Below are 21,747 nucleotides of genomic sequence, written 5' to 3' on the forward strand. Positions count from 1 at the left end.
TGTTCGCCGACCCGTTACCCGACGAGGTCGCCTGGCCGATCCACATCGCGGTAGATCCCTGGGTCGTCGCACACCACCAGGTTCATGTGCGCCTCGGCGAACAATCGTCGAGCCCCCTGATCACCCTGCAGCGACAGCAACTGCTCACGAAAGATACGGCCAAAGCCTACCGGGTGCCCGTGACCTCGAGCGCCATGGGCGATGCTGATGCGCTCCGGCGCCATGCACTGGCGTACCCTGGCGAACGTTGCGGGAGTCACGAACGGCATGTCGCCCAGGCACACCAGCCAGCCATCGGCATCCAGACTGGCTTCGACACCCGTGCGCAGGCTGTCGCCCATGCCTGCGGAGTCGAGCAACACCACCTCGCAGCCGTAGGTTTCGCCCAGCTGAATCACCTGCGTCTTGTGCGCACGGGTGACCAGCACACGCCGCTCGAGCGTATCACCGAGGTTGCGCATCACCTGTTCGATGACGCTGCGCTCGATGCCGTCCAACCCGCTGCACTGGGCAAGCAGTTTGTCGCTGCCCTGCCCTGCGGCGTCCTGGAAACGGCGCCCTTGCCCTGCAGCGAGAATCAATGCACAGGGAGCGGTGATGGCTGACATGGGGGTAGGCTCCGATAGTCGCGATGCGCCGTACGGACGCTCAATACAGATTGGGTTCCATCTCCAGCACCACACCGAAGCGTGACTGGATATCGTCCTGGATCCGCTGGGCCAGGGCATGCAGCTGCTTGCCCGATGCATTGCCGTGATTGACCAGCACCAATGACTGCAAGCGGTGCACGCCGGCGTCGCCCTCGCGATGGCCCTTCCAGCCGGCGCGCTCGATCAGCCAACCCGCCGCCAGTTTGTACAGGCCATCGGCCTGGGGATAGGCAACCACATCGGGATGCTCGCGGCGAATGGCGTCCAGCACCGAGGCGGTCACGACCGGGTTCTTGAAGAAGCTGCCGGCATTGCCCAGCTCGGCAGGGTCGGGAAGCTTTTCTCGACGGATGCTGCAGATGGCGGCGCTGACGTCGGTGGGCGTCGGGTGCTGGATTCCCTGTTCGGCCAGCCGCTGACGCACCGGGCCGTAGTCCAGATGCACCGGCGCGGAACGTGAAAGCGTGAAGCGCACGCGCAGGATCACCCAACGGCCGGGCTGGCGCTTGAACAGGCTGTCGCGATAGCCGAATGCGCACTCGGCGGCGCTGAAGTCGCGTATCTGCAACGTGTCCCGGTCAAGCGCAGTGAGGCCGGCGAACACGTCTTTGATCTCGACGCCGTAGGCACCGATGTTCTGCATCGGCGCCGCACCCACGGTTCCAGGAATCAGGCTGAGGTTTTCCAGGCCCGCCAGACCCTGTTCCAGCGTCTGCAATACGAAGGGATGCCACGGCTCGCCGGCTTCGGCTTCCAGCACCACCTGATCACCCGCCTCTGCGAGCACGCGCACGCCGCGGCTGGCCATGCGCACCACCAGTACGTCGGAGAGGTCGGCGGTCAGCAACAGGTTGCTGCCACCACCGATCACCAGCGCACGCAGACCGTTCGTGGTGGCCCAGGCCAACGCCTGGATCAGCTCGACATCGTCATGCACCGCGACCAGAAACGCCGCCTTCACCTCGATACCAAAGGTGTTGTACGGCTTGAGCGACTGGTTGGCGCGAATGTCCAGGTTCAACAGCTCACCTGCCGGAACGTTGCCATGGGCTGCCATCAAGCCTCCAGCAGGCGCCGTACGCGCTCCAGGTCTTGCTCGGTGTCGACACCGGCGGGCGGCGCCTGCACGGCATCGGCCACATGGATGCGTACCCCGTGCCAGAGCGCACGCAGCTGCTCGAGGCGCTCGGTGTTTTCCAGCCAGCACGGGCCCCACTGCACGAAGTCCTGCAGAAAGCCGGCACGGTAGGCATAGATACCAATGTGACGACGGTAGGGCACCTGAGCCGGGAGGGCATCGCGATCGTTGGCGAACTCGTCGCGCGCCCACGGCAGCGGTGCTCGGCTGAAGGTCAGCGCCAGGCCGTTCAGGTCGGTGACCACCTTGACCACGTTGGGGTTGAACAACGCTTCCACGTCCGTGATCGGCTCGGCCAGGGTTGCCATGGCGGCCTCGTGGCTGGCAGCGAGATTGGCCGCCACCTGGTCGATGACTACGGGCGGAATCAACGGCTCGTCGCCCTGCACGTTGACCACGATGGACTCGGCATCCACACCCAAAGCCTGGCATACCTCGGCCAAACGGTCGGTACCGGACTCATGATCGGCCCGGGTCATCACCACCTCGGCGCCGAACGCTCGGCAGGCGGACTCGATGCGCACATCGTCGGTGGCAACCACGACTCGCGCCGCCGTGCTCTTGCAGGCCTGTTCCCAGACATGCTGGATCATCGGCTTGCCGGCGATCATCTGCAGTGGCTTGCCCGGCAGGCGGGTCGACTGGTACCGCGCGGGTATCACTACGGTGAAAGCCGTGCTCATTTATCCAGGCGCTCGTCGTCGGTCAGGGTCCGCGCTTCGGTTTCCAGCATCACCGGAATGCCGTCGCGGATGGGATAGGCCAGGCCAGCGCCCTTGCTGATCAGCTCGCGCTTGTCGGCGCTGAGCTTGAGCGGACCCTTGGTGATCGGGCAGGCGAGGATATCGAGCAGTTTGGTGTCCATGGAAAAATCCTTCAGGGCAAGGGGATCAGGGCAAAAGGCTGGTCAGGCGCTGGTCGAGCCAACCGATGAAATGGGGCGAAGGCTGGGCGTCGACGGCCAGGTACCACCAATCCGCAGCGGCGAACTCGCGGCACTTCACGGCATCTTTCTCGGTCATGACCACGGGCAACGGTGGCTCGAAACACAGGGCCTGCGGCGTGAACCGGGCATGATCGGCGAAAGCGTGAGCGACAGGCTGCCAGTGTAGCGCCTGCAGGGTGTCGAAGAAACGTTGTGGGTTGCCGATCCCGGCCACGGCGTGCACTGCCTGCCCTGGTGGGAAATGGCTCAATGGCCGGCGCTCGCCGCTGCGCACGTTGATCAACGCCCGGGCTTGCAGGGTCAGGCCGTAGCCACGCGGCGAATCGTCGGCGGCACCGTTGAACAGCACGGCATCGACCGAACGCAATCGCTCGGCGGGCTCGCGCAACGGACCCGCAGGCAGGCAGCGGCCATTGCCCAGCCCGCGCGCAGCGTCGATCAGCACCAGTTCGATGTCGCGCGCCAGGCGGTAGTGTTGCAAGCCATCGTCGCTGAGCACCAGGTCCACGGGCTCGGCTTCGAGCAGCGCACGTACGGCGCGGCCACGGTCGGGGTCGATCACCAGCGGCACCCCGCTGCGCCGCACGATCAGCAACGGCTCGTCGCCCGCCTGGGCAGCGTCCTGATCGGCGCGGACCCGCCATGGCAGGCTCGGTGGCCTGGCGCCGTAGCCGCGACTGACCACGCCAACGCGCAGGCCGCGCGCCTGGCAGTGCTCGATCAGCCAGAGGATCATCGGGGTCTTGCCGGTGCCACCGACGGTGATGTTGCCGACCACCAGCACCGGCACCGGGGCGCGGTAGATTGCGCCCTGCCCGGCCTCGAATCGCCGACGCTTGCGCGCCACGACACTGCGGTACAGACATTCCAGCGGACGCAACAGCCACAGCGCGCGATGGCCGGCATACCAGGCGGCGGACAATCGGTCGGCGAAGCTCATCAGGGATTCGCCTGCGCCTCGACGGTGATCATGCTGATCTGGCTGAAACCCAGCTTGCCGGCCGCGTCCATGGCGCTGATGACCGCTTGATGCGGCGTCTTGCCGTCGGCGCTGATCGACAGTGGCAGCGAGCTGTCACCGGCCGATGCGGTACGCAGGGCGTCGAGCAGGGTCGGCAGGTCGCTTTTCGGTAGCAACTGGTTGTTCACCGCATAGACGCCTTCGGCGCTGATGGCGATGTCGATGCGTTTGAGGTTGCTGGCCTGTTCCGGCGCGCCGTTCACCGCTTCGGGCAGCTCGACACGCAACTGGGTTTCGCGAGTGAACGTAGTGGTGATGACGAAGAACAGCAGCAGCACGAACACGACATCTATCAGCGAGATCAGGTTGAGCTCGATGTTTTCCCGACTGCGACGACGAAACTTCACGCTTTTTCCTCGGCCAGGTCGACCTCGCGATCCCCCTGCACGACTTCCACCAGTTTGATGGCTTCCTGCTCCATGCCGACCACCAGCTCGTCGATGCGCCGTTGCAACAGGCGATGGAAGAACAGCGCCGGGATCGCGACGATGAGACCTGACGCCGTAGTGACCAGCGCTTTGGAAATACCGCCTGCCATGAGACCGGGGTTGCCGCTGACGGTGCCTCCGGTGAACGAGCCGAAGATCTCGATCATGCCGATCACGGTGCCCAGCAGACCGAGCAGCGGCGCCATGGCGGCAATGGTGCCCAAGGTGCTGATGTAGCGTTCCAGCTCGTGGATGACTCGACTGGCCGCCTCCTCGATGCTTTCCTTCATGATTTCGCGGCCATGGCGAGAATTCGCCAGGCCAGCCGCGAGGATCTCGCCAAGCGGCGAGTGGGCACGCAACTCCTTGAGCTTTTCCTTGCTCAGTTGCTTGTCTTTCTTCCAGCGCCAGACCTGGCCGACCAGATGGGCAGGCGCAACACGGCTGGCACGCAAGGTCCACAAGCGCTCGGCGATGATAGCCAGGGCGACGATGGAGCTCACTATGATTGGCAACATCATCCAGCCGCCAGACTTAACCAATTCCCACACAGGTACGATCCCCTCGAAAAAGTTCGCCACTCTACCATAGGGGTGAGGCGCGTCGAAGCGTGCGATGACCGTTGGAAAGCTCAGGGGTGGTCGGGTGCCTCGCGCCAGAAACGTCGCTGGGAGCGCTGCCGCTGCACCGGGCCAAAGGTACCCAGGCGGACACGCAACGCGCCGTCCTCGGCGGTGTCGTGGGTGGCGATGCCCAATGCCTGAAAACGCGCCAGTACGGAGGCATGGGGATGGCCGAAGGTATTGCCATGCCCCCTGGAGATCAACGCTGCCTGTGGACGCACTGCATCCAGCAAGGGCTTGCTCGATGACGTCCGGCTGCCGTGGTGCGGCACTTGCAACCAGTGCGCCTGAACCGGCAAACCGCTCGCGACCAGGGCTTTTTCGGCCGCCGCGTCGATGTCGCCGCTGAGCAGCAGGCGCTCGCCATTGGCTTCGACCCAGAGTACGCACGAGGCAGGATTGCCGGGCACGGCCGACGGCCAGCGCCACAAGACGAACTTCACCTCGTCCCACTCCCAACTGCGCCCAGGCTCGCAAGGCTGCGCCTGCCACGCGGCGGGCAAAAGGTCGGGCTCACCGGCCAGCGTCTGGTCGACCGGCAGGCGTCGCATAACGGTGCCAGCACCACCGGAATGATCGAGGTGCGCATGACTGATGATCATCGCATCCAGGCGCCGCACGCCCAGGGCTACCAGGCTGGGCACCACCACACTGGCGCCGGCGTCGATTTCGCCCAGGCCGGGACCGGTGTCGTAGAGCAACTGGTGGTAGGCGGTGCGCACGAGCACACCCAGCCCCTGGCCGACATCCAGCACCCAGATATCGGCCTGGCCCACGGGCGGTGCCTGACGCGGGCTGAACAACAGCAGCCCGACCATCGGCACGCCCAACCAGCGCAATGGAGTACCGGCCGGCAGCAATAGCAACAGCACGCCGATGACCAGCACCAGCCATACCCCGGGCGACAGCCCCGGCGGCAGCCAGGAAGGCCCCCACTCGGCGGCCCAGGTCAGCCATTGAAACAGGCCGCGCAGTGCGCCGCCGGCCAGCCACAGCAGGGTTTCGCCCACCCAGGGCACAGGCAGCAGCACGGCACCGGCCATGGCCACCGGCAGCACCAGCAGACTGATCCAGGGCACGGCCAGCAGATTCACCAGCGGCCCGCTGATACTCACCGGCAACGCCAGGGCCACCATCACCGGCAGCAGACCCACCGCCACGCAGCACTGCGCGCGCGTCCAGGCCTGCCACCAGCGCCAACCGCCCAGACGTCCGGAAAACGTCAGCAGCAGCACTCCCACCGCGCAAAACGACAGCCAGAATCCCGGCTGCAGGCTGACCAGTGGGTCGACCAGCAAGACCGTGGTGAATGCCAGCAGCAGCGGCGACCACACGCCCAGGTGGCGAAAGCGCAGCCGCCACAACAGCACCAGGCCGATCATGATGCAGGCTCGGCGTACCGGCACCTGGAAGCCGGCCAACAGCCCATACGCCAACGCGCCGGTGAACGCCAATGCGCAGGCACAGGGCAACCAGGGCCAACGCGCCGGCCAGACACCGAGTTTTGCCAACAGGGCAACCAGGCCATACAGCAACCCCGCAAGCAGGCCGACGTGCTGGCCTGAGATGACCAACAGATGCACGGTCCCCGTGGCCTGGAGAACGTCCCACTGCTGGCGGGACACGCCCGAACCGTCGCCCAGCAGCAAGGCGGCGAGCGTGCCGCCCTGCTGCTGGCTGTCCACAGCCAGCAGCCGCTGACGCACGCCATCGCGCCAGGCCAGACGGGCGGCCCGCACCCGCCGGCCGGCCTTGACGCTGCCGGTGGCGCCGATGCCCTTGGCCAGGGCCCAGGCCTGGGCGTCGAAACCTCCGGGGTTGACCAATGCCCGCGGCCGCTTGAGTTTCACGGCCAGCCGCCAACGCTCGCCGCTGACGACCCGCGGGCCGCCATACCAGGCCAGGCGCAGGTGCGACGGTAGCTGCGCACGGCGCGACCAGGCTTCGGCCAGTTCGAAGCGCACCGTGCTGCCGTTGGTTGCCGGCAGGCCCACCACCTCCCCTTCGAGCCACAGGGTTTGTCCGTCCAGCGCAGACGCCAACTGTCCGTTCGTCGCCCAGTGGGCGTGCAGGCAGGCCCAACACAGGCCCAGCAGAACGAGCGCGCAATGCCAGCGGCGCGCTGCCAGCAACAACATCGCACCTGCACCCATGCCTACCAGCCAGCTCAATGATGGAAGCGTCGGCAGCCAACGCAGACACACCATCCCGGTCGCCAACGCCAACATCGCTGTGCGCATACCTTCCTCCCTGGAAAAACCGCCGGGCAAGGCTAAGGGCAAACGGGCCGCGTCGCGCCTTATCAAATGTCACAAAGTCTGAGCTCGGACTTCAGGCAACTTGTGCATACTGCCGGACACATCCAGACAGATACGTGCGAGACCGCTATGCCGCGTCGCCTGTTCAAGCGCTACATGCCGGACCCAGAGACGATTCGTGAACACAAGTCGCTGCGATTTTTGGGTCGCCTCCTGCATGACGCCAACCTCTGGCACCTGAACCGTCATTCCGTGGCCCGGGCGATGGCGGTCGGCCTGTTCGCCGCGTTCATGCCCATCCCGCTGCAGATGCTCCTGGCGGCGGCCCTGGCCATCGTGGTGCGCGGCAACATGCCCATCGCGGTCAGCCTGGTGTGGCTGACCAACCCGATCACCATGCCGCCGGTGTTCTATTGCACGTACAAGGTAGGGTCCTGGCTGCTGGGTCAGCCACCACGGCAGCTACCCGACGCCTACAGCTGGGACTGGGTGATGAGCCAGATGTCCACGCTGTGGCAGCCGTTCCTGCTCGGCTCGGTGGTGACTGGCGTGGTACTGGGAGCGTTGGCATACTTCCTGACAATGTTTTACTGGCGCTGGTGGGTCAGTCGCCAATGGCGGCGACGCAAGCAGCGGCGGTAGCACTGCTCACTGTGGCGTGCAGCAGGTCGGAGCACGCGCATCGAGTGGTGAATTCAGTGTATCTTGCCGCCGGTCAGGACGAGTTGTTGTGTTAAAAACCCAGCGGCTTGGCAACTTGCCACCAGTGCGCTTGTCCTAGCCTCGAACGTCAACACAGCATTCTCCTCTAGGGACTCCGTCATGCTCCGATCATTGCGCTTCGCTGCCCTGCTTGGCGGCCTCATCATGAGTGCGTCCGCGTTGGCGAAGGATATCGACCCCGCCACCTATGGCTATCCGCTCACCAACCCGTTCGAGGCCACGATCGCTTCGACACCGCCGGAGCTACGGCCCAAGCTGCCCCTGGACGAAGACATCGATCAGGCCGACTACAGCCTCAACGTGCGCCCGGAGCGAGAGTTCATCCTGCCGGACAATTTCTGGGCCGTGAAGAAGCTGCGCTATCGCCTGGCCCAGCAGGACCATGCCGCGCCGCTGATCTTCCTCATTGCCGGCACCGGTGCGCCCTACAGCAGTTCGCTCAACGAATACCTGAAAAAGCTGTATTACCAGGCCGGCTACCACGTGGTGCAGCTGTCCTCACCCACCAGCTTCGACTTCATCAGCGCCGCGTCGCGCTTCGCCACTCCGGGCGTGACCCGCGAAGATGCCGAAGACCTGTACCGGGTCATGCAGGGCGTGCGTGCCCAGCATCCGAAGTTGCCGATCACTGATTTCTACCTGACCGGGTACAGCCTGGGCGCGCTGGACGCCGCGTTCGTCAGCCAGCTGGATGAAACCCGCCGCAGTTTCAACTTCAAGAAAGTGCTGCTGCTCAACCCGCCGGTCAATCTGTACACCTCGATCACCAACCTCGACAAGTTGGTGCAGACCCAGGTCAAGGGCATCAACAACAGCACGACGTTCTACGAGCTGGTCCTCAACAAGCTGACGCGCTACTTCCAGCAGAAGGGCTATATCGACCTCAACGATGCGCTGCTCTACGATTTCCAGCAGTCCAAGCAGCACCTTTCCAACGAGCAGATGGCCATGCTGATCGGCACCTCGTTCCGGTTCTCGGCTGCCGACATCGCCTTCACCTCCGACCTGATCAACCGCCGCGGGCTGATCACGCCGCCCAAGTATCCGATCAGCGAAGGCACCAGCCTCACGCCGTTCCTGCGCCGGGCGCTGCAGTGCGACTTCGACTGCTACCTGACCGAGCAGGTGATTCCGATGTGGCGCGCCCGCACCGACGGTGGCAGCCTGCTGCAGCTGGTGGATCAGGTGAGCCTGTATGGCATCAAGGACTACTTGCAGAACAGCACCAAGATCAGCGTCATGCACAACGCCGACGATGTGATCCTGGGCCCTGGCGACCTGGGCTTTTTGCGCAAGACCTTTGGCGATCGCCTGACCGTTTACCCTTATGGCGGCCATTGCGGCAACCTCAATTACCGCGTCAACAGCGACGCTATGCTGGAGTTCTTCCGTGGCTAGAACATTCCTGTTGATGGCAACGCTGCTGTGCGCAGGCGTTGCCCAGGCCGACGACAGCACCGTCCAGAAGGTCGACAGCGACGGCTTCAAGCAACCGTTGCAGGTACTCAAGTTCAACCCGGGCCTGGACCAGCGCGAGTTCGAGCGCTCCACGCTCACGGCGCTGAACGTCTACGACCCGTTGGAAAACCTGAACCGGCGCCTGTATCACTTCAACTATCGTTTCGACGAGTGGGTATTCCTGCCGGTGGTCAACGGCTATACGTACATCACGCCGTCGTTCCTGCGCACCGGGGTGAGCAACTTCTTCAGCAACCTGGGCGAAGTGCCGAGCCTGGTCAACAGCCTGCTGCAGTTCAAGGGCAAGCGTGCCCTGGATACATCTGGACGGTTGTTGGTGAACACCACGCTGGGCGTGGCGGGCCTGTGGGACCCGGCCACCTGGTTCGGCCTGCAGAAGCAGGCCGAAGACTTCGGCCAGACCCTGGGCTTCTACGGTGTGCCGAACGGCGCCTACCTGGTCTTGCCGATCCTGGGGCCGTCCAACCTGCGCGACACCACCGGCCTGGTGTTCGACTTCGCCGTCGAGAACCAGATCAATTTCCTCAATGTGTCCGAGGTCAGCAGCAATCATCCAGAGTTGTGGGCGTTGCGTGCCGTGGATCGGCGCTACAGCAACAGCTTCCGCTACGGTCAGCTGAACTCGCCGTTCGAGTACGAGAAGGTGCGTTACGTGTACACCGAGTCGCGCAAGCTGCAGATCGCCGAGTAAGCGCATCGCGCACGGGCCTCTTCGCGGGTATCAACCGCTCCTACGAGAGCTGAGCTTCAGGCGATTGTGAGAGCGGGGTCGACGCTGGTTCGTCCACCCCACCCCGCTCAGCGCTTCTCGTACAGTTTCGGTGCGCCGACTGGCCGCGACTTGAAGCGGCGATGGGCCCACAGGTACTGCTCGGGGCATTCGGTCACGGCCTGTTCCACCCACTGGTTGATGCGCAAGGCATCGGCCGCTTCGCTCTCGCCGGGGAACCCCTGCAGCGGTGGATGCAAAACCAGCCGATAGCCAGAGCCGTCTTCCAGTCGCCGTTGCGTGAACGGGATGACCCGTGCCTTGCCCAGCCGGGCGAAATGCGTGGTAGCCGTCACCGTGGCCGCCTCGATACCGAACAGCGGCACGAAGATGCTCTGCTTGGCGCCATAGTCCTGATCGGGTGCGTACCAGATAGCGCGGCCCTTGCGCAGCAGCTTGATCATCCCGCGCACGTCCTCGCGTTCTACCGCCAGCGAATCGGGATTGTGCCGTTCGCGGCCCTGGCGCTGGACGAAATCGAACAGTGCATTGCGATGCTCGCGGTACATGCCGTCGATGGTGTGGCGCTGGCCCAGCAACGCTGCGCCGATTTCCAGGGTGGTGAAATGCAGCGCCATCAGAATCGCGCCCTCGCCCTCACGTTGCGCCGCCTGCAGGTGTTCGAGCCCTTCGATGTGCGCCAGCCTTGCCAGGCGCGCCTGTGGCCACCACCAGCTCATGGCCATTTCGAAGAATGCGATGCCGGTGGATGCGAAGTTTTCCTTGAGCAGGCGTTTTCTTTCGACGGGCGGCATCTGCGGGAAGCACAACTCGAGGTTGCGCGCCGCCACGCGGCGACGTTCGCTGGCCACGCGGTACATGCCCATCCCCAGCCAGCGGCCCAGCCTGAGCAAGGCGCGATACGGCAATTGCACGACCAGCCACAACGCGCCGAGCCCCAGCCACAGGGGCCAGAAGCGCGGATGAAGAAAAGATCGGCGAAAACGCGGGCGGTCCATTGACGATTCCGAACAGGCAACAAGGCGGGGCATTCTACATGGGTTGACCACCCATCGCTGCGTCGCGGCTTGCAGGGGAAGGTGGTTCTCGCTATAAGTCTCGGCACTTTTTTTAGTTACAAGGCGCGTTTTGCCGACCATGAGCCAGACCGATCAGCTAGACCAGGAACCTGTGTTCCAACTCAAGGGCAGCATGCTCGCCATCACCGTGCTTGAGTTGGCGAAGAACGATCTTGCCGGCCTCGACCGCCAGTTGGCGGCCAAGGTCGCGCAGGCCCCGAACTTCTTCAGCAACACGCCGCTGGTGCTGGCGCTGGACAAACTGCCCGCCAACCAAGGCAGCATCGACCTGCCGGGCCTGATGCGCATCTGCCGTCATCATGGCCTGCGGACCCTGGCGCTGCGTGCCAGCCGCATCGAAGACATCGCGGCGGCAATCGCCATCGACTTGCCGGTGCTGCCACCCTCGGGTGCCCGCGAACGACCGCTGGAAGTCGAAGAGCGCAAGCCCGAGAAGCTTCCGGAAAAGCCTCCAGAGCCCTTGATCCAGCCGACTCGCGTGATCACCACGCCGATCCGTGGCGGCCAGCAGATCTACGCTCAGGGCTGCGACCTGGTGGTGATCAGCTCGGTGAGCTCGGGTGCCGAACTGCTGGCCGATGGCAACATTCATGTGTACGGCCCGATGCGTGGCCGCGCCCTGGCGGGCATCAAGGGCGACCGCAAGGCCCGCATCTTCTGTCAGCAACTGGGCGCCGAACTGCTTTCCATCGCCGGGCAGTACAAGGTCTCCGAAGACCTGCGTCGCGACCCGCTGTGGGGTGCGCCCGTTCAGGTGAGCTTATCGGGGGATGTGTTGAACATCACCCGTCTTTAACGGATACTGCCGCCATTTTCAGCGCAACTTTCAAATAGCGCGGTTGTCGAGCGGTACGCTTCCGGTACCGCAGACACATGCAGTCCGCCGATGTTTTGAAGTCATGTTTTCTCGGGGATTAACAGTCCCTTTTTAAGTAGGGGTGATACACCTTGGCCAAGATTCTAGTGGTTACATCCGGCAAGGGTGGTGTGGGCAAGACCACCACCAGCGCCGCCATCGGCACCGGCCTCGCACTGCGCGGCCACAAAACCGTCATCATCGACTTCGACGTCGGCCTGCGTAACCTTGACCTCATCATGGGCTGCGAACGCCGCGTGGTGTACGACTTCGTCAACGTGGTGAACGGTGAAGCGACCCTGCAGCAGGCCCTGATCAAGGACAAGCGCGTCGAGAACCTCTTCATCCTGGCTGCCAGCCAGACGCGCGACAAGGACGCCCTGACCAAGGAAGGCGTCGAGAAGATCATCACCGAGCTGTCCAAGACCCACGACTACATTCTGTGCGACTCCCCGGCAGGCATCGAGAAAGGTGCTCACCTGGCCATGTATTTCGCCGACGAAGCAATCGTGGTGACCAACCCCGAGGTGTCCTCGGTACGCGACTCGGACCGCATGCTTGGCCTGTTGGCGAGCAAGTCGCGACGCGCCGAGAACGGCGAGGATCCGATCAAGGAACACCTGCTGATCACCCGCTACAGCCCCGAGCGCGTCAGCCGCGGCGAGATGCTGGGCGTGGAAGACGTCGAGGAAATCCTGGCCATCCGCCTGCTGGGCGTGATTCCGGAATCCGAAGCAGTGCTCAAGGCGTCCAACTCGGGTACGCCGGTGATTTTCGACGACCAGAGCGACGCCGGCCAGGCGTACAGCGATGCCGTCGACCGTTTGCTGGGCAAGGAAAAGCCCCACCGCTTCCTTGATTTCAAGAAGAAGAACTGGGTCGAGCGCCTGTTTGGAGGTCGCTAATGAATATTTTCGACTTCTTTCGTGACCGCAAGAAAGGCAATACCGCGTCGGTCGCGAAAGAGCGTCTACAGATCATCGTGGCGCATGAACGCGGCCAACGCACTACCCCTGACTACCTGCCGGCTCTGCAGAAAGAGCTGGTGGAAGTGATTCGCAAGTATGTGAACATCGAGAGCGACCAGGTACAGGTTGCGCTCGAGAATCAGGGTAGCTGCTCGATTCTGGAATTGAACATTACCCTGCCCGACCGCTGAGCCCTGCGCTCGGCTCCACGGCGGCCCGCCGGCCCTTTGCTGAAAAGGGTCGACGCGCCGCCGTTGGCGTTTCTGAGAGATAGACCTTTCATGCCGTTGTCGAACATTCGCATCATCCACCAGGACGCCGCCGTGCTGGTCATCGACAAGCCGACCCTGTTGTTGTCGGTGCCCGGGCGCGCCGACGACAACAAGGACTGCCTGATCACCCGCCTGCAGGAAAACGGCTTCCCCGAGGCGCGCATCGTGCATCGCCTGGACTGGGAAACCAGCGGCATCATTCTGCTGGCGCGCGATGCCGACAGCCACCGCGAGCTGTCCCGTCAGTTCCACGACCGCGAGACGGAAAAAGCCTATACCGCCCTGGCCTGGGGCCAGCCTGCGCTGGACAGTGGCAGTGTCGACCTGCCGCTGCGCTACGATCCGCCGACCAAGCCACGGCACGTGGTGGATCACGAGCACGGCAAGCATGCGCTGACCTTCTGGAAGGTGCTGGAGCGCTGCGGCGAGTGGTGTCGCGTGGAGCTGACGCCGATCACCGGGCGTTCCCACCAATTGCGCGTGCACCTGTTGTCGATCGGTCATCCGCTGCTGGGTGACCGGCTGTATGCCCACCCCGAGGCGTTGCAGGCACACGAGCGGCTTTGCCTGCATGCCAGCATGCTGGCGTTTACCCATCCGGTGACGGGCGAGCGGATGAAATTCGAGTGCGCCGCACCCTTCTGAACAGCGGTGAGGCTTTCGCGGCCGATGACCGCTCCTGCCGGTATGCCAGGTCCTGTGTGGGAGCAGCAGCCACACGGGTGGGCAATCGGGTAAACTCGGTGGCATTGCTGTCTGGAGTTTTCTATGCGTGAAGCTTTGAACCAAGGCCTGATCGATTTTCTCAAGGCCTCCCCTACCCCATTCCACGCCACCGCGACGCTGGCTCGCCGCCTCGAAGCAGCCGGTTACCAGCGGCTGGACGAGCGCGAGAGCTGGAACACGGTGCCCGGTGGGCGCTACTACGTAACGCGCAACGATTCCTCGATCATTGCCGTCAGGCTGGGCAAGCATTCGCCGCTGCTGAGCGGCTTGCGCCTGGTTGGCGCTCACACCGACAGCCCCTGCCTGCGCGTGAAGCCGCAACCCGAGTTGCAGCGCCAGGGCTTCTTCCAGCTGGGCGTCGAAGTCTATGGCGGTGCGTTGCTGGCGCCCTGGTTCGACCGCGATCTGTCGCTGGCCGGGCGGGTCACCTTTCGCCGTGACGGCAAGGTCGAAAGCCAGCTGATCGATTTCCGCCTGCCGATTGCCGTGGTGCCCAACCTGGCCATTCATCTCAACCGCGAGGCCAACCTGGGCTGGGCGATCAACGCACAGAACGAACTACCACCCGTGCTGGCTCAGGTGGCCGGTGACGAGCGGGTCGATTTCCGTGCGCTGCTGACCGAGCAATTGGCACGCGAACACGGGCTCAATGCCGACGTGGTGCTGGATTACGAGCTCAGCTTCTACGACACGCAAAGTGCTGCGGTGATTGGCCTGCACGGTGATTTCATCGCCGGCGCGCGGCTCGACAACCTGCTGTCCTGTTATGCAGGCCTGCAGGCCCTGCTCGATGCTCAGGGCGATGAAAGCTGCGTGCTGGTGTGTACCGACCATGAAGAGATCGGTTCCAGTTCGGCCTGTGGCGCCGACGGGCCGATGCTCGAACAGGTCCTGCAGCGCCTGCTGCCCGAGGGCGACGAGTATGTACGCAGCATCCAGCGTTCGCTGCTGGTGTCGGCCGACAATGCCCACGGTGTTCACCCCAACTACGCCGACAAGCACGACGCCAACCACGGGCCCAAACTCAATGCCGGGCCGGTGATCAAGGTCAACAGCAACCAGCGCTACGCCACCAACAGCGAAACGGCGGGGTTCTTCCGCCACCTGTGCATGGCCGTGGAAGTACCGGTGCAAAGCTTCGTGGTACGCAGCGACATGGGTTGCGGTTCGACCATCGGCCCGATCACCGCCAGCCACCTGGGCATCAGGACCGTCGACATCGGCTTGCCGACGTTTGCCATGCATTCGATTCGCGAGCTTGCCGGCAGCCATGACCTGGCGCATCTGGTGAAGGTACTGGGCGCGTTCTATGCCAGCAACGAGCTGCCCTAGCAGCACGCACGTGAGCGGCCGGCACGCAGGTGACGCTCACGTTTACACTCTTCGTGGTCGGCCCTCGGCGGGCACAGGGCGGACCACGCAAACACCGATCTACAGGTGATTCCACTGATGGCCCTTTTCCTGCGCCTGGCGCTTGCAGTCCTGATGCTACTGCCGATCACCGCCCAGGCCGTTGCCTTGCCTGGATTGCTGGGGGGAAGTTCGGAGAAACCCGCCGAGCAACCTGCCCAACCCCTGGGTCAGTCCCTGGATCAGGTGATCCAGACCCTGGAAAACGAACAGCAGCGCACGCGCCTGCTGAGCGACCTGAAAAAACTGCGGGACAGCACCCGGCAAGCCCAACCTGCGGCCGAGCAGGGCGTGCTGGGCATGATCGGCAGTGCCCTGGCGCACGTCGACCAGCAGTTTTCCGGCGATAACAGTCCGTTTCAGCGCTGGGGCGCGGAAGTCGCCCTGGCCCATGAAGAGCTAGAGGCGCTGGCCCTGCCGATGGCCGAATGGCCGCCGATCATCGGCGCATTTCTGTTGATCATTCTGGTGTGGAGCCTGCTTGCCTACAGTTTGATCTGGATCGGTCATCGCGTGCGTGTGCGCTTTGGTCTGTCGGAAGAGTTGCCGCAGCATCCGCGTACCCTCGACCTGCTGCGCTTTGCCTTGCGCAAGCTCGGGCCCTGGCTGGTGGCGCTGGTCATTACCGTTTATGTGGGCTACGCCCTGCCCTCTTCATTGGGCAAGAGCCTGGCGATGGTGATGGCCTACGCGCTGGTGGTCGGCACACTGTTTTCCGCGATTTGCGTGATCGCGTTTTCCCTGCTCGACGGACCCCATCGACACCGCGCGCTGAACATCCTGCGTCACCGTGCGTTTCGCCCCCTGTGGCTGATCGGCAGTTTCGCCGCCTTCGGCGAGGCGTTGAGCGACCCACGGATGGTCGCTGCGCTCGGCCAGCACCTGGCACACAGCGCCGCGACCCTGGCCAATGTGCTGGCGGCACTGTCGACCGGGCTGTTCATCCTGCGCTTTCGCCGGCCCATCGCCCACCTGATCCGCAACCAGCCGCTGTCGCGGCGCCTGACCCGACGAGCCTTGAGCGACACCATCGAGATCCTCGGCAGCTTCTGGTACCTGCCGGCGCTGGTGCTGGTCGGCATCTCGCTGTTCGCCACGTTCTTCTCGGCCGGCGACACCAGCACGGCCCTGCGCCAGTCGCTGATGTGTGCGGTGCTGTTGATCCTGTGCATGGTCATCAATGGCCTGATCCGGCGTCACGCCCTGCGCCCGCCCAAGGGCCCGCGGCGTCATGCCTTGTATTCAGAGCGCTTGAGTCACTTTGCCTACACCTTGATGCACCTGCTGATCTGGGTGGTTTTCATCGATCTGGGGCTGCGCGTGTGGGGCATGTCGCTGATCGGCTTCACCGAAGGCGATGGCCACGAGATCTCGGTGCGCCTGGCCAGCCTGGTGGGCACGCTGATCTTCGCCTGGCTGGTGTGGATCCTGGCTGACACCGGTATCCACCATGCCCTCACGCGCTCGCGCAAGGGCATGGCCAATGCGCGCGCGCAGACCATGATGCCGCTGATTCGCAACGTGCTGTTCGTGACCATTTTCATCATTGCGGCGATCATTGCCCTGGCCAACATGGGCATGAACGTCACGCCACTGCTGGCGGGTGCGGGTGTGATCGGCCTGGCCATCGGTTTTGGCGCGCAGTCGCTGGTGGCGGATCTGATCACCGGGCTGTTCATTATCATCGAGGATTCCCTGGCCATCGATGACTACGTGGATGTAGGTGGGCACCTGGGCACTGTGGAAGGCCTGACCATCCGTACCGTGCGCCTGCGCGACATCGACGGCATCGTGCACACCATTCCGTTCAGCGAAATCAAGAGCATCAAGAACTACTCGCGGGAATTCGGCTATGCCATCTTCCGCGTGGCGGTGCCCTACAGCATGGGCATCGACGACGCCATCAAGATGATGCGCGAAGTGGGCCAGAAGATGCGCAGCGATCCGTTGCATCGGCGCGATATCTGGTCGCCGCTGGAGTTTCAGGGCGTGGAGAGCTTCGAGTCGGGCACGGCGATCCTGCGGGCGCGGTTCAAGACCGGCCCGATCAAGCAGTGGGAGGTGTCGCGGGCCTTCAACCTGGCACTCAAGCGGCAGATGGACGAGGCCGGGCTGGACCTGGCGACGCCGCGCCTGAGTGTGCAGGTGATCACGGCAGGGGCGGTTGGCGAGAAATAGCGGGGCGCCCTTCGCGGCCACTGACCGCTCCTACAGGGGGTCTAGGCTTTCGCGGCCGATGGCCGCTCCTACGGCGATCCAGATCTCCCGTAGGAGCGGTCATCGGCCGCGAAAGGGGCGCCGCGATGCTACAGATTCACCACATTGGCGATCCGCACCGGCGCGCTGTCATCAATGCGCAGGTTGTGAAAGTCGAACAGGTTGCGGTCGGCCAACTGCGATGGCATCACGTTCTGCAGGCTGCGGAAGATGCTGTCGGTGCGGCCGGGCGTCTTGCGCTCCCAGTCAACCAGCATGTCCTTGACCACCTGGCGTTGCAGGTTTTCCTGGGAACCGCATAGGTTGCAGGGAATGATCGGGAACTGCTTGAAGTTGGAGTAGGCCTGGATGTCCTTCTCGTGGCAGTAAGCCAACGGCCGGATCACCACGTTGCGCCCGTCGTCGGCAAGCAGCTTGGGCGGCATGGCCTTGAGCGAGCCATTGAAGAACATGTTGAGGAAGAACGTCTCGACGATATCGTCGCGGTGGTGCCCCAGGGCCATCTTGGTTGCACCGATCTGGTCGGCGAAGTTGTACAGGGTGCCGCGACGCAGGCGCGAGCACAGCGAGCAGGTGGTCTTGCCTTCGGGGATCAGCTCCTTGACCACCGAATAGGTGTCCTTCTCGACGATGTGGTACTCCACGCCCAGCTGTTCCAGGTAGGCCGGCAGCACCTGCTCGGGGAAGCCCGGCTGCTTCTGGTCCATGTTCACGGCGACGATGCTGAAAGCGATGGGCGCCACCTTCTGCAGGTGCAGGAGCACATCGAGCATCGTGTAGCTGTCCTTGCCACCCGAAAGACAGACCATGACCTTGTCGCCGTCTTCGATCATGTTGTAGTCGGCGACGGCTTCACCGGCCAGCCGGCGAAGGCGTTTCTGCAATTTGTTCTGGTTGACCGAAAGAGTGCCCATGGCGACAGGATCCGCGAGGTGTGTGACAAAAGCCGGGCATTTTACGCGCTTTGATGTATTGGGTGTAGCGCCGCGGCAAGCGATACCTACGCGTGGTACCGACGGGTGGCTCGGCAATGCCTGGACGTTGCGGCATAATCGGCGCATCTGGAGTGTGTCAAAGAATGCCCGAGCAACTCAATCAACGCGTCGAAGCCTGCTTCTGCCAGGCCGAACTGTTTTTCAAGCGGCCTTTCCGGCGCCCGGTGGTCAGCACCAAGCTGCGCGGGCAGAAAGCCGGTGTCGCGCACCTGCATGAAAACCTGCTGCGCTTCAATCCACAGCTCTACCGCGAGAACACCGAGGACTTCCTCAGGCAGACCGTGCCCCACGAAGTCGCGCACCTGGTCGCCCATCAGTTGTTCGGCGACCGCATTGCGCCCCATGGCGAGGAATGGCAACTGATCATGCGCGGTGTCTACGAGCTGACACCCCACCGTTGCCACAGCTATGCGGTGAAACGTCGCCAGGTTATCCGTTACCTCTACAAATGCCCCTGCGCCGACGGCGACTTCGCCTTTTCGGCCCAGCGCCACGGCATGGTTGGCAAAGGCCGCCGCTACCTGTGCCGGCGGTGCCGCCAGACCCTGGTATTCAGCGGTGAAACGCGCGTGCAATGATCGTCATTCCCTTGCACGACGAGGCTGGGCAGAATGCGCACATGAATACAGCCCTCCCCGCTTGCCTGAGCGATCTGCGCCAGCACTGGCCACTGCCTGAATCGGTGCCCGGCGCAAGGTTGTTCAGCAACCGTTTCGAGCACAGCGCGTTCACGACCGAGGATTTCGCGCGGTGCGGCATCGTGCCGCCTGCGTCGATCCAGCGTTCGGTGGCCAAGCGCCAGGCCGAGTACCTGGCTGGGCGTGTCTGCGCACGCGAGGCACTGCTGGCCCTCACCGGCGAAGCGCAGGTGCCGGTCATCGGCGCCGACCGCGCGCCGATCTGGCCTGAACAGACCGTAGGGTCGATTACCCATGGCAGCGGTCGGGCCGCAGCCGTGGTCGCCAGCCGCGATGACTGCCAGGGACTGGGCCTGGATATCGAGAGCCTGCTGCCGCTGGCGCGCGCCGAACGGCTGCGCGCGGAAATACTGACCCGGGACGAGCAGGCCCGGATGGACCCGAACCAGGTGGCCATGGTGGTGACCCTGACGTTCTCCCTCAAGGAAAGCCTGTTCAAGGCGCTGTATCCGCTGGTAGGCAAGCGCTTCTATTTCGAACATGCCGAAGTGCTGCATTGGTCTGCCCAAGGGCAGGCACGCCTGCGCCTGTTGATCGATCTGTCACCGCAGTTCGCCAGCGGATTCGAAATCGACGGGCAGTTCGCCTGGCTCGATGGGCAGCTGTTGAGCCTGGTGGCGGTCCGTTGAGACCACCCCGACGGCAGCGTGCTCGGCGTGCTCGGCGTGCAGCGGCTTTGCTGGTTGCACTGGCGCTGTGGGCCGGCCTCTCCGGCGCCGCCGATCTCGACAGCCCGCGTCTGCTCGATCAGACGCTGAACAGCCAGGCTGCACGGCAATCCATCGCGCGAATCCTCGCTTCACAGCCGTCGGTGAGTACGCCCTATCGAGGTGCCCGGGACTTTCTCCAGGCACAAGGGCTGGCCAACCATGCGACAACCACTTGGGATGAACTGGACACGCTGCCTGCACGCGGCCACAGCCTGATGCTGCTGCACCGGCAAACACCGCTGTCGGCCCAGCAAGTCGACCGTCTGCTGGGCTGGGTACAGCGTGGCGGACGCCTGCTGGCGGTCGCCGACGCCTTGTGGGACGAGGCCCGCGCCAGCAGTGGGGACGCTTTGCTCGATCGCCTGCAGATTCGCGTGCAGTCGAGCTCGCAGTTGCCGCAACTGCCGCCTGCGGCGGGCGACGACTACCCTTCGCTGACCAAGCTCTATCTGGAAGACGAATCGGCGCCGGCCTACATGGGTTTCGACACGCAACGCCATCTGGATGACCCGACCGGCAAGGTCCAGTCCTGGGCCAACAGCAACGGCGCCACGCATCTGATGCAGATGGCCTACGGCGAGGGCCTCATCACCCTGGTCAGCGATGCCCGCCTGTGGACCGACGAGCAGATCCAGCGCTACGACAATGCCTGGCTGCTGTGGTACCTGAATCAGGGCAGCGAAGTGACCTGGGTGTTCGAGCCGGTGCCTGAGCCGCCTGGGCGATACGCGCTGTGGGTGTTTGCCGCGCTGCTTCTGGCAGCCGTGCCGGGCCTGTGGTGGATGAGGACGCGACAGCGGCCGCACCGTGCGCCGAACCTGCTGGACCGAAGTCAGTTGCGGGGCATTCGTGAGCAAGGACGTCGATCCCTGCGCGAGCTGGGGCCGAGAGAAGTGTTGGCCGCCCTGCAGCGAGACCTGCTGCAGCGTGCCTGCCTGCACCATCCGGGCTTCGACGCGCTTGCAGTGGCCGAGCAATGGCAGGTGCTGGCCCAACTCTCGCAGCAATCGACCCGCAGCATCGGTGCCGCACTGATGCCCGTGCGCGGTCGGCGGATGCCCGCTCGAGTGTTCACCCGCACCGTGGCGCAATTGCAAAGCTTGCGGGACAGCCTGGGGCCAATGTCGGCCGCTGCCCGGATCGGCCACCCCGTCGCTGCTGCAGTGGGGACGGTCGGGCCGTCCGCCGTGCCGGCCGAACGGGCGGTGATGATCCTGCTCGAGTGTGGTGCCTGGTCCAGTCACCCGGGTGCCCACTCAAGCGACCTGAAACACGCCGTACACGCTTGCCTGCAACTGGGCGAAACAGTACTGGCTGACGGATTCGCCGTCGGCCTGCACGTGTCTTCCAGCACGTCGCCCGTACACTTGAAACCGCAACCCGGCGCCGAACAGTTGCAGCGCCTGGTTGAAGCGCTCGCGCAGCTCGAGCCCTGCCCGATAGACGGCGATCCCGCCACGGTCCTGGATGCCCTGCACCGCGACGAACACGACTACGCACTGCTGGTGATGGTGACCGGCTTTCATGCCGGGATCGAATCGACCTTGCCCCTGGCGTTGAGCAGGGCCGCGCAGCGCTGGCCGGTATTGCTGGCCAGTCTGCGCGACGAAGCACTCGAGCGCCTGCGTCAACAGCCAGTCCGAACCCGCCGCGAAGCACTGCTCTACTGCGGAGTGATGCAGCGCCTGTTGTTGCGCCAGCGCCTGCATGATCGGCTGGCCGCAGGCGGCGTGAATGTCGTGGACGCATGGCCTGGCGAGATCGCCGCAGAATCGCTGATGCGCTATCGAAGCCTGCGGCAGCCGCGTACCTGAACCCTG

Annotated in this window: 22 protein-coding genes; 12 read left to right on the forward strand and 10 right to left on the reverse strand. The window is 64.1% G+C overall.

From position 1 onward, the window contains the following. Positions 1-14: 14 nt before the first annotated feature. The 8 genes from IFT80_RS05625 to IFT80_RS05660 all read right to left on the reverse strand — a co-directional run bounded on the left by IFT80_RS05625 (position 15) and on the right by IFT80_RS05660 (position 7,046). Positions 15-608: a nucleotidyltransferase family protein gene (locus IFT80_RS05625; RefSeq protein ID WP_192136950.1), complete on the reverse strand. Its 594-nt coding sequence runs from the start codon at positions 606-608 to the stop codon at positions 15-17. A 40-nt stretch (positions 609-648) separates the two neighbouring features. Further along, a complete protein-coding gene (gene murB, locus IFT80_RS05630) occupies positions 649-1,671 on the reverse strand; it encodes a UDP-N-acetylmuramate dehydrogenase (protein WP_244647898.1) in 1,023 nt (340 codons plus the stop codon). 35 nt (positions 1,672-1,706) lie between these two features. Further along, the gene (gene kdsB / locus IFT80_RS05635; protein ID WP_192057589.1) at positions 1,707-2,471 is read right to left on the reverse strand and encodes a 3-deoxy-manno-octulosonate cytidylyltransferase; all 765 of its coding nucleotides are present in this window, start codon (positions 2,469-2,471) and stop codon (positions 1,707-1,709) included. Further along, positions 2,468-2,653 (reverse strand): Trm112 family protein, encoded by a 186-nt coding sequence (locus IFT80_RS05640; protein WP_122479326.1) that lies wholly within the window; start codon positions 2,651-2,653, stop codon positions 2,468-2,470. Before IFT80_RS05640 ends, kdsB begins: the two co-directional genes overlap by 4 nt. A 25-nt stretch (positions 2,654-2,678) precedes the next feature. Further along, a complete protein-coding gene (gene lpxK, locus IFT80_RS05645) occupies positions 2,679-3,674 on the reverse strand; it encodes a tetraacyldisaccharide 4'-kinase (protein ID WP_192057590.1) in 996 nt (331 codons plus the stop codon). After that, positions 3,674-4,102 carry an ExbD/TolR family protein gene (locus IFT80_RS05650; protein ID WP_122479328.1) on the reverse strand — a complete coding sequence of 143 codons (429 nt, stop codon included), beginning with the start codon at positions 4,100-4,102 and terminating at the stop codon, positions 3,674-3,676. The genes lpxK and IFT80_RS05650 overlap by 1 nt, the downstream gene beginning before the upstream one ends. After that, positions 4,099-4,734 carry a MotA/TolQ/ExbB proton channel family protein gene (locus IFT80_RS05655; protein ID WP_192049900.1) on the reverse strand — a complete coding sequence of 212 codons (636 nt, stop codon included), beginning with the start codon at positions 4,732-4,734 and terminating at the stop codon, positions 4,099-4,101. The genes IFT80_RS05650 and IFT80_RS05655 overlap by 4 nt, the downstream gene beginning before the upstream one ends. Positions 4,735-4,814: 80 nt before the next feature. Continuing rightward, positions 4,815-7,046 (reverse strand): DNA internalization-related competence protein ComEC/Rec2, encoded by a 2,232-nt coding sequence (locus IFT80_RS05660; RefSeq protein WP_192136951.1) that lies wholly within the window; start codon positions 7,044-7,046, stop codon positions 4,815-4,817. Positions 7,047-7,193: 147 nt separating this feature from the next. On the opposite strand from IFT80_RS05660, the gene IFT80_RS05665 reads away from it, so the two are divergent. From IFT80_RS05665 to IFT80_RS05675, 3 genes are all read left to right on the forward strand, one after another. Next, the gene (locus IFT80_RS05665) at positions 7,194-7,706 is read left to right on the forward strand and encodes a DUF2062 domain-containing protein (protein WP_192136952.1); all 513 of its coding nucleotides are present in this window, start codon (positions 7,194-7,196) and stop codon (positions 7,704-7,706) included. 180 nt (positions 7,707-7,886) lie between these two features. Next, positions 7,887-9,185 (forward strand): serine/threonine protein kinase, encoded by a 1,299-nt coding sequence (locus IFT80_RS05670; protein ID WP_122479332.1) that lies wholly within the window; start codon positions 7,887-7,889, stop codon positions 9,183-9,185. Then, positions 9,178-9,957 carry an MlaA family lipoprotein gene (locus IFT80_RS05675; RefSeq protein WP_122479333.1) on the forward strand — a complete coding sequence of 260 codons (780 nt, stop codon included), beginning with the start codon at positions 9,178-9,180 and terminating at the stop codon, positions 9,955-9,957. Before IFT80_RS05670 ends, IFT80_RS05675 begins: the two co-directional genes overlap by 8 nt. 107 nt (positions 9,958-10,064) lie before the next feature. Here the strand turns inward: IFT80_RS05675 and IFT80_RS05680 are convergent, their stop codons facing one another. Further along, complete coding sequence (locus tag IFT80_RS05680; protein WP_122479334.1) at positions 10,065-10,994, reverse strand: lipid A biosynthesis lauroyl acyltransferase; 930 nt, start codon at positions 10,992-10,994, stop codon at positions 10,065-10,067. A gap of 139 nt (positions 10,995-11,133) precedes the next feature. Between IFT80_RS05680 and minC the strand changes: the two genes are divergently transcribed. From minC to IFT80_RS05710, 6 genes are all read left to right on the forward strand, one after another. Continuing rightward, complete coding sequence (gene minC, locus IFT80_RS05685) at positions 11,134-11,871, forward strand: septum site-determining protein MinC (protein ID WP_192136953.1); 738 nt, start codon at positions 11,134-11,136, stop codon at positions 11,869-11,871. 152 nt (positions 11,872-12,023) lie between these two features. Then, entirely contained in the window at positions 12,024-12,836 is an 813-nt protein-coding gene (gene minD / locus IFT80_RS05690) for a septum site-determining protein MinD (protein ID WP_122479336.1), read from the forward strand. Next, complete coding sequence (gene minE, locus IFT80_RS05695) at positions 12,836-13,090, forward strand: cell division topological specificity factor MinE (protein WP_122479337.1); 255 nt, start codon at positions 12,836-12,838, stop codon at positions 13,088-13,090. Before minD ends, minE begins: the two co-directional genes overlap by 1 nt. Positions 13,091-13,180: 90 nt before the next feature. Then, positions 13,181-13,816 carry an RluA family pseudouridine synthase gene (locus IFT80_RS05700; RefSeq protein WP_122479338.1) on the forward strand — a complete coding sequence of 212 codons (636 nt, stop codon included), beginning with the start codon at positions 13,181-13,183 and terminating at the stop codon, positions 13,814-13,816. A 123-nt stretch (positions 13,817-13,939) separates the two neighbouring features. After that, positions 13,940-15,229 (forward strand): M18 family aminopeptidase, encoded by a 1,290-nt coding sequence (locus IFT80_RS05705; RefSeq protein WP_122479339.1) that lies wholly within the window; start codon positions 13,940-13,942, stop codon positions 15,227-15,229. A gap of 117 nt (positions 15,230-15,346) precedes the next feature. After that, complete coding sequence (locus IFT80_RS05710; protein ID WP_192103918.1) at positions 15,347-17,485, forward strand: mechanosensitive ion channel family protein; 2,139 nt, start codon at positions 15,347-15,349, stop codon at positions 17,483-17,485. A 128-nt stretch (positions 17,486-17,613) separates the two neighbouring features. On the opposite strand, the gene ttcA is transcribed toward IFT80_RS05710, so the two are convergent. Next, entirely contained in the window at positions 17,614-18,438 is an 825-nt protein-coding gene (ttcA, locus tag IFT80_RS05715; RefSeq protein ID WP_185793958.1) for a tRNA 2-thiocytidine(32) synthetase TtcA, read from the reverse strand. A 164-nt stretch (positions 18,439-18,602) separates the two neighbouring features. On the opposite strand from ttcA, the gene IFT80_RS05720 reads away from it, so the two are divergent. From IFT80_RS05720 to IFT80_RS05730, 3 genes are read left to right on the forward strand one after another with little or no spacing between them, the layout of a single operon-like run. Beyond that, the gene (locus tag IFT80_RS05720) at positions 18,603-19,097 is read left to right on the forward strand and encodes a SprT family zinc-dependent metalloprotease (RefSeq protein WP_122479342.1); all 495 of its coding nucleotides are present in this window, start codon (positions 18,603-18,605) and stop codon (positions 19,095-19,097) included. A gap of 41 nt (positions 19,098-19,138) precedes the next feature. Continuing rightward, the gene (locus tag IFT80_RS05725; RefSeq protein WP_192136954.1) at positions 19,139-19,846 is read left to right on the forward strand and encodes a 4'-phosphopantetheinyl transferase family protein; all 708 of its coding nucleotides are present in this window, start codon (positions 19,139-19,141) and stop codon (positions 19,844-19,846) included. Positions 19,847-19,893: 47 nt separating this feature from the next. Next, complete coding sequence (locus IFT80_RS05730; protein WP_192136955.1) at positions 19,894-21,741, forward strand: DUF4350 domain-containing protein; 1,848 nt, start codon at positions 19,894-19,896, stop codon at positions 21,739-21,741. The last annotated feature ends 6 nt before the right edge of the window (positions 21,742-21,747 follow it).

The organism is Pseudomonas sp. CFBP 8771 (assembly GCF_014841695.1).
Taxonomy (GTDB): domain Bacteria; phylum Pseudomonadota; class Gammaproteobacteria; order Pseudomonadales; family Pseudomonadaceae; genus Aquipseudomonas; species Aquipseudomonas baltica.

Bases quoted from the DNA above. Each gene is read 5' to 3' on its own strand.
- IFT80_RS05660 (WP_192136951.1), bottom strand. From the start codon at position 7,046: ATGCGCACAGCGATGTTGGCGTTGGCGACCGGGATGGTGTGTCTGCGT.
- IFT80_RS05710 (WP_192103918.1), top strand. From the start codon at position 15,347: ATGGCCCTTTTCCTGCGCCTGGCGCTTGCAGTCCTGATGCTACTGCCG.
- IFT80_RS05670 (WP_122479332.1), top strand. From the start codon at position 7,887: ATGCTCCGATCATTGCGCTTCGCTGCCCTGCTTGGCGGCCTCATCATG.
- IFT80_RS05720 (WP_122479342.1), top strand. From the start codon at position 18,603: ATGCCCGAGCAACTCAATCAACGCGTCGAAGCCTGCTTCTGCCAGGCC.
- IFT80_RS05705 (WP_122479339.1), top strand. From the start codon at position 13,940: ATGCGTGAAGCTTTGAACCAAGGCCTGATCGATTTTCTCAAGGCCTCC.
- ttcA (WP_185793958.1), bottom strand. From the start codon at position 18,438: ATGGGCACTCTTTCGGTCAACCAGAACAAATTGCAGAAACGCCTTCGC.
- IFT80_RS05640 (WP_122479326.1), bottom strand. From the start codon at position 2,653: ATGGACACCAAACTGCTCGATATCCTCGCCTGCCCGATCACCAAGGGT.
- IFT80_RS05725 (WP_192136954.1), top strand. From the start codon at position 19,139: ATGAATACAGCCCTCCCCGCTTGCCTGAGCGATCTGCGCCAGCACTGG.
- IFT80_RS05625 (WP_192136950.1), bottom strand. From the start codon at position 608: ATGTCAGCCATCACCGCTCCCTGTGCATTGATTCTCGCTGCAGGGCAA.
- lpxK (WP_192057590.1), bottom strand. From the start codon at position 3,674: ATGAGCTTCGCCGACCGATTGTCCGCCGCCTGGTATGCCGGCCATCGC.
- IFT80_RS05700 (WP_122479338.1), top strand. From the start codon at position 13,181: ATGCCGTTGTCGAACATTCGCATCATCCACCAGGACGCCGCCGTGCTG.
- IFT80_RS05680 (WP_122479334.1), bottom strand. From the start codon at position 10,994: ATGGACCGCCCGCGTTTTCGCCGATCTTTTCTTCATCCGCGCTTCTGG.
- minC (WP_192136953.1), top strand. From the start codon at position 11,134: ATGAGCCAGACCGATCAGCTAGACCAGGAACCTGTGTTCCAACTCAAG.
- IFT80_RS05665 (WP_192136952.1), top strand. From the start codon at position 7,194: ATGCCGCGTCGCCTGTTCAAGCGCTACATGCCGGACCCAGAGACGATT.
- minE (WP_122479337.1), top strand. From the start codon at position 12,836: ATGAATATTTTCGACTTCTTTCGTGACCGCAAGAAAGGCAATACCGCG.
- kdsB (WP_192057589.1), bottom strand. From the start codon at position 2,471: ATGAGCACGGCTTTCACCGTAGTGATACCCGCGCGGTACCAGTCGACC.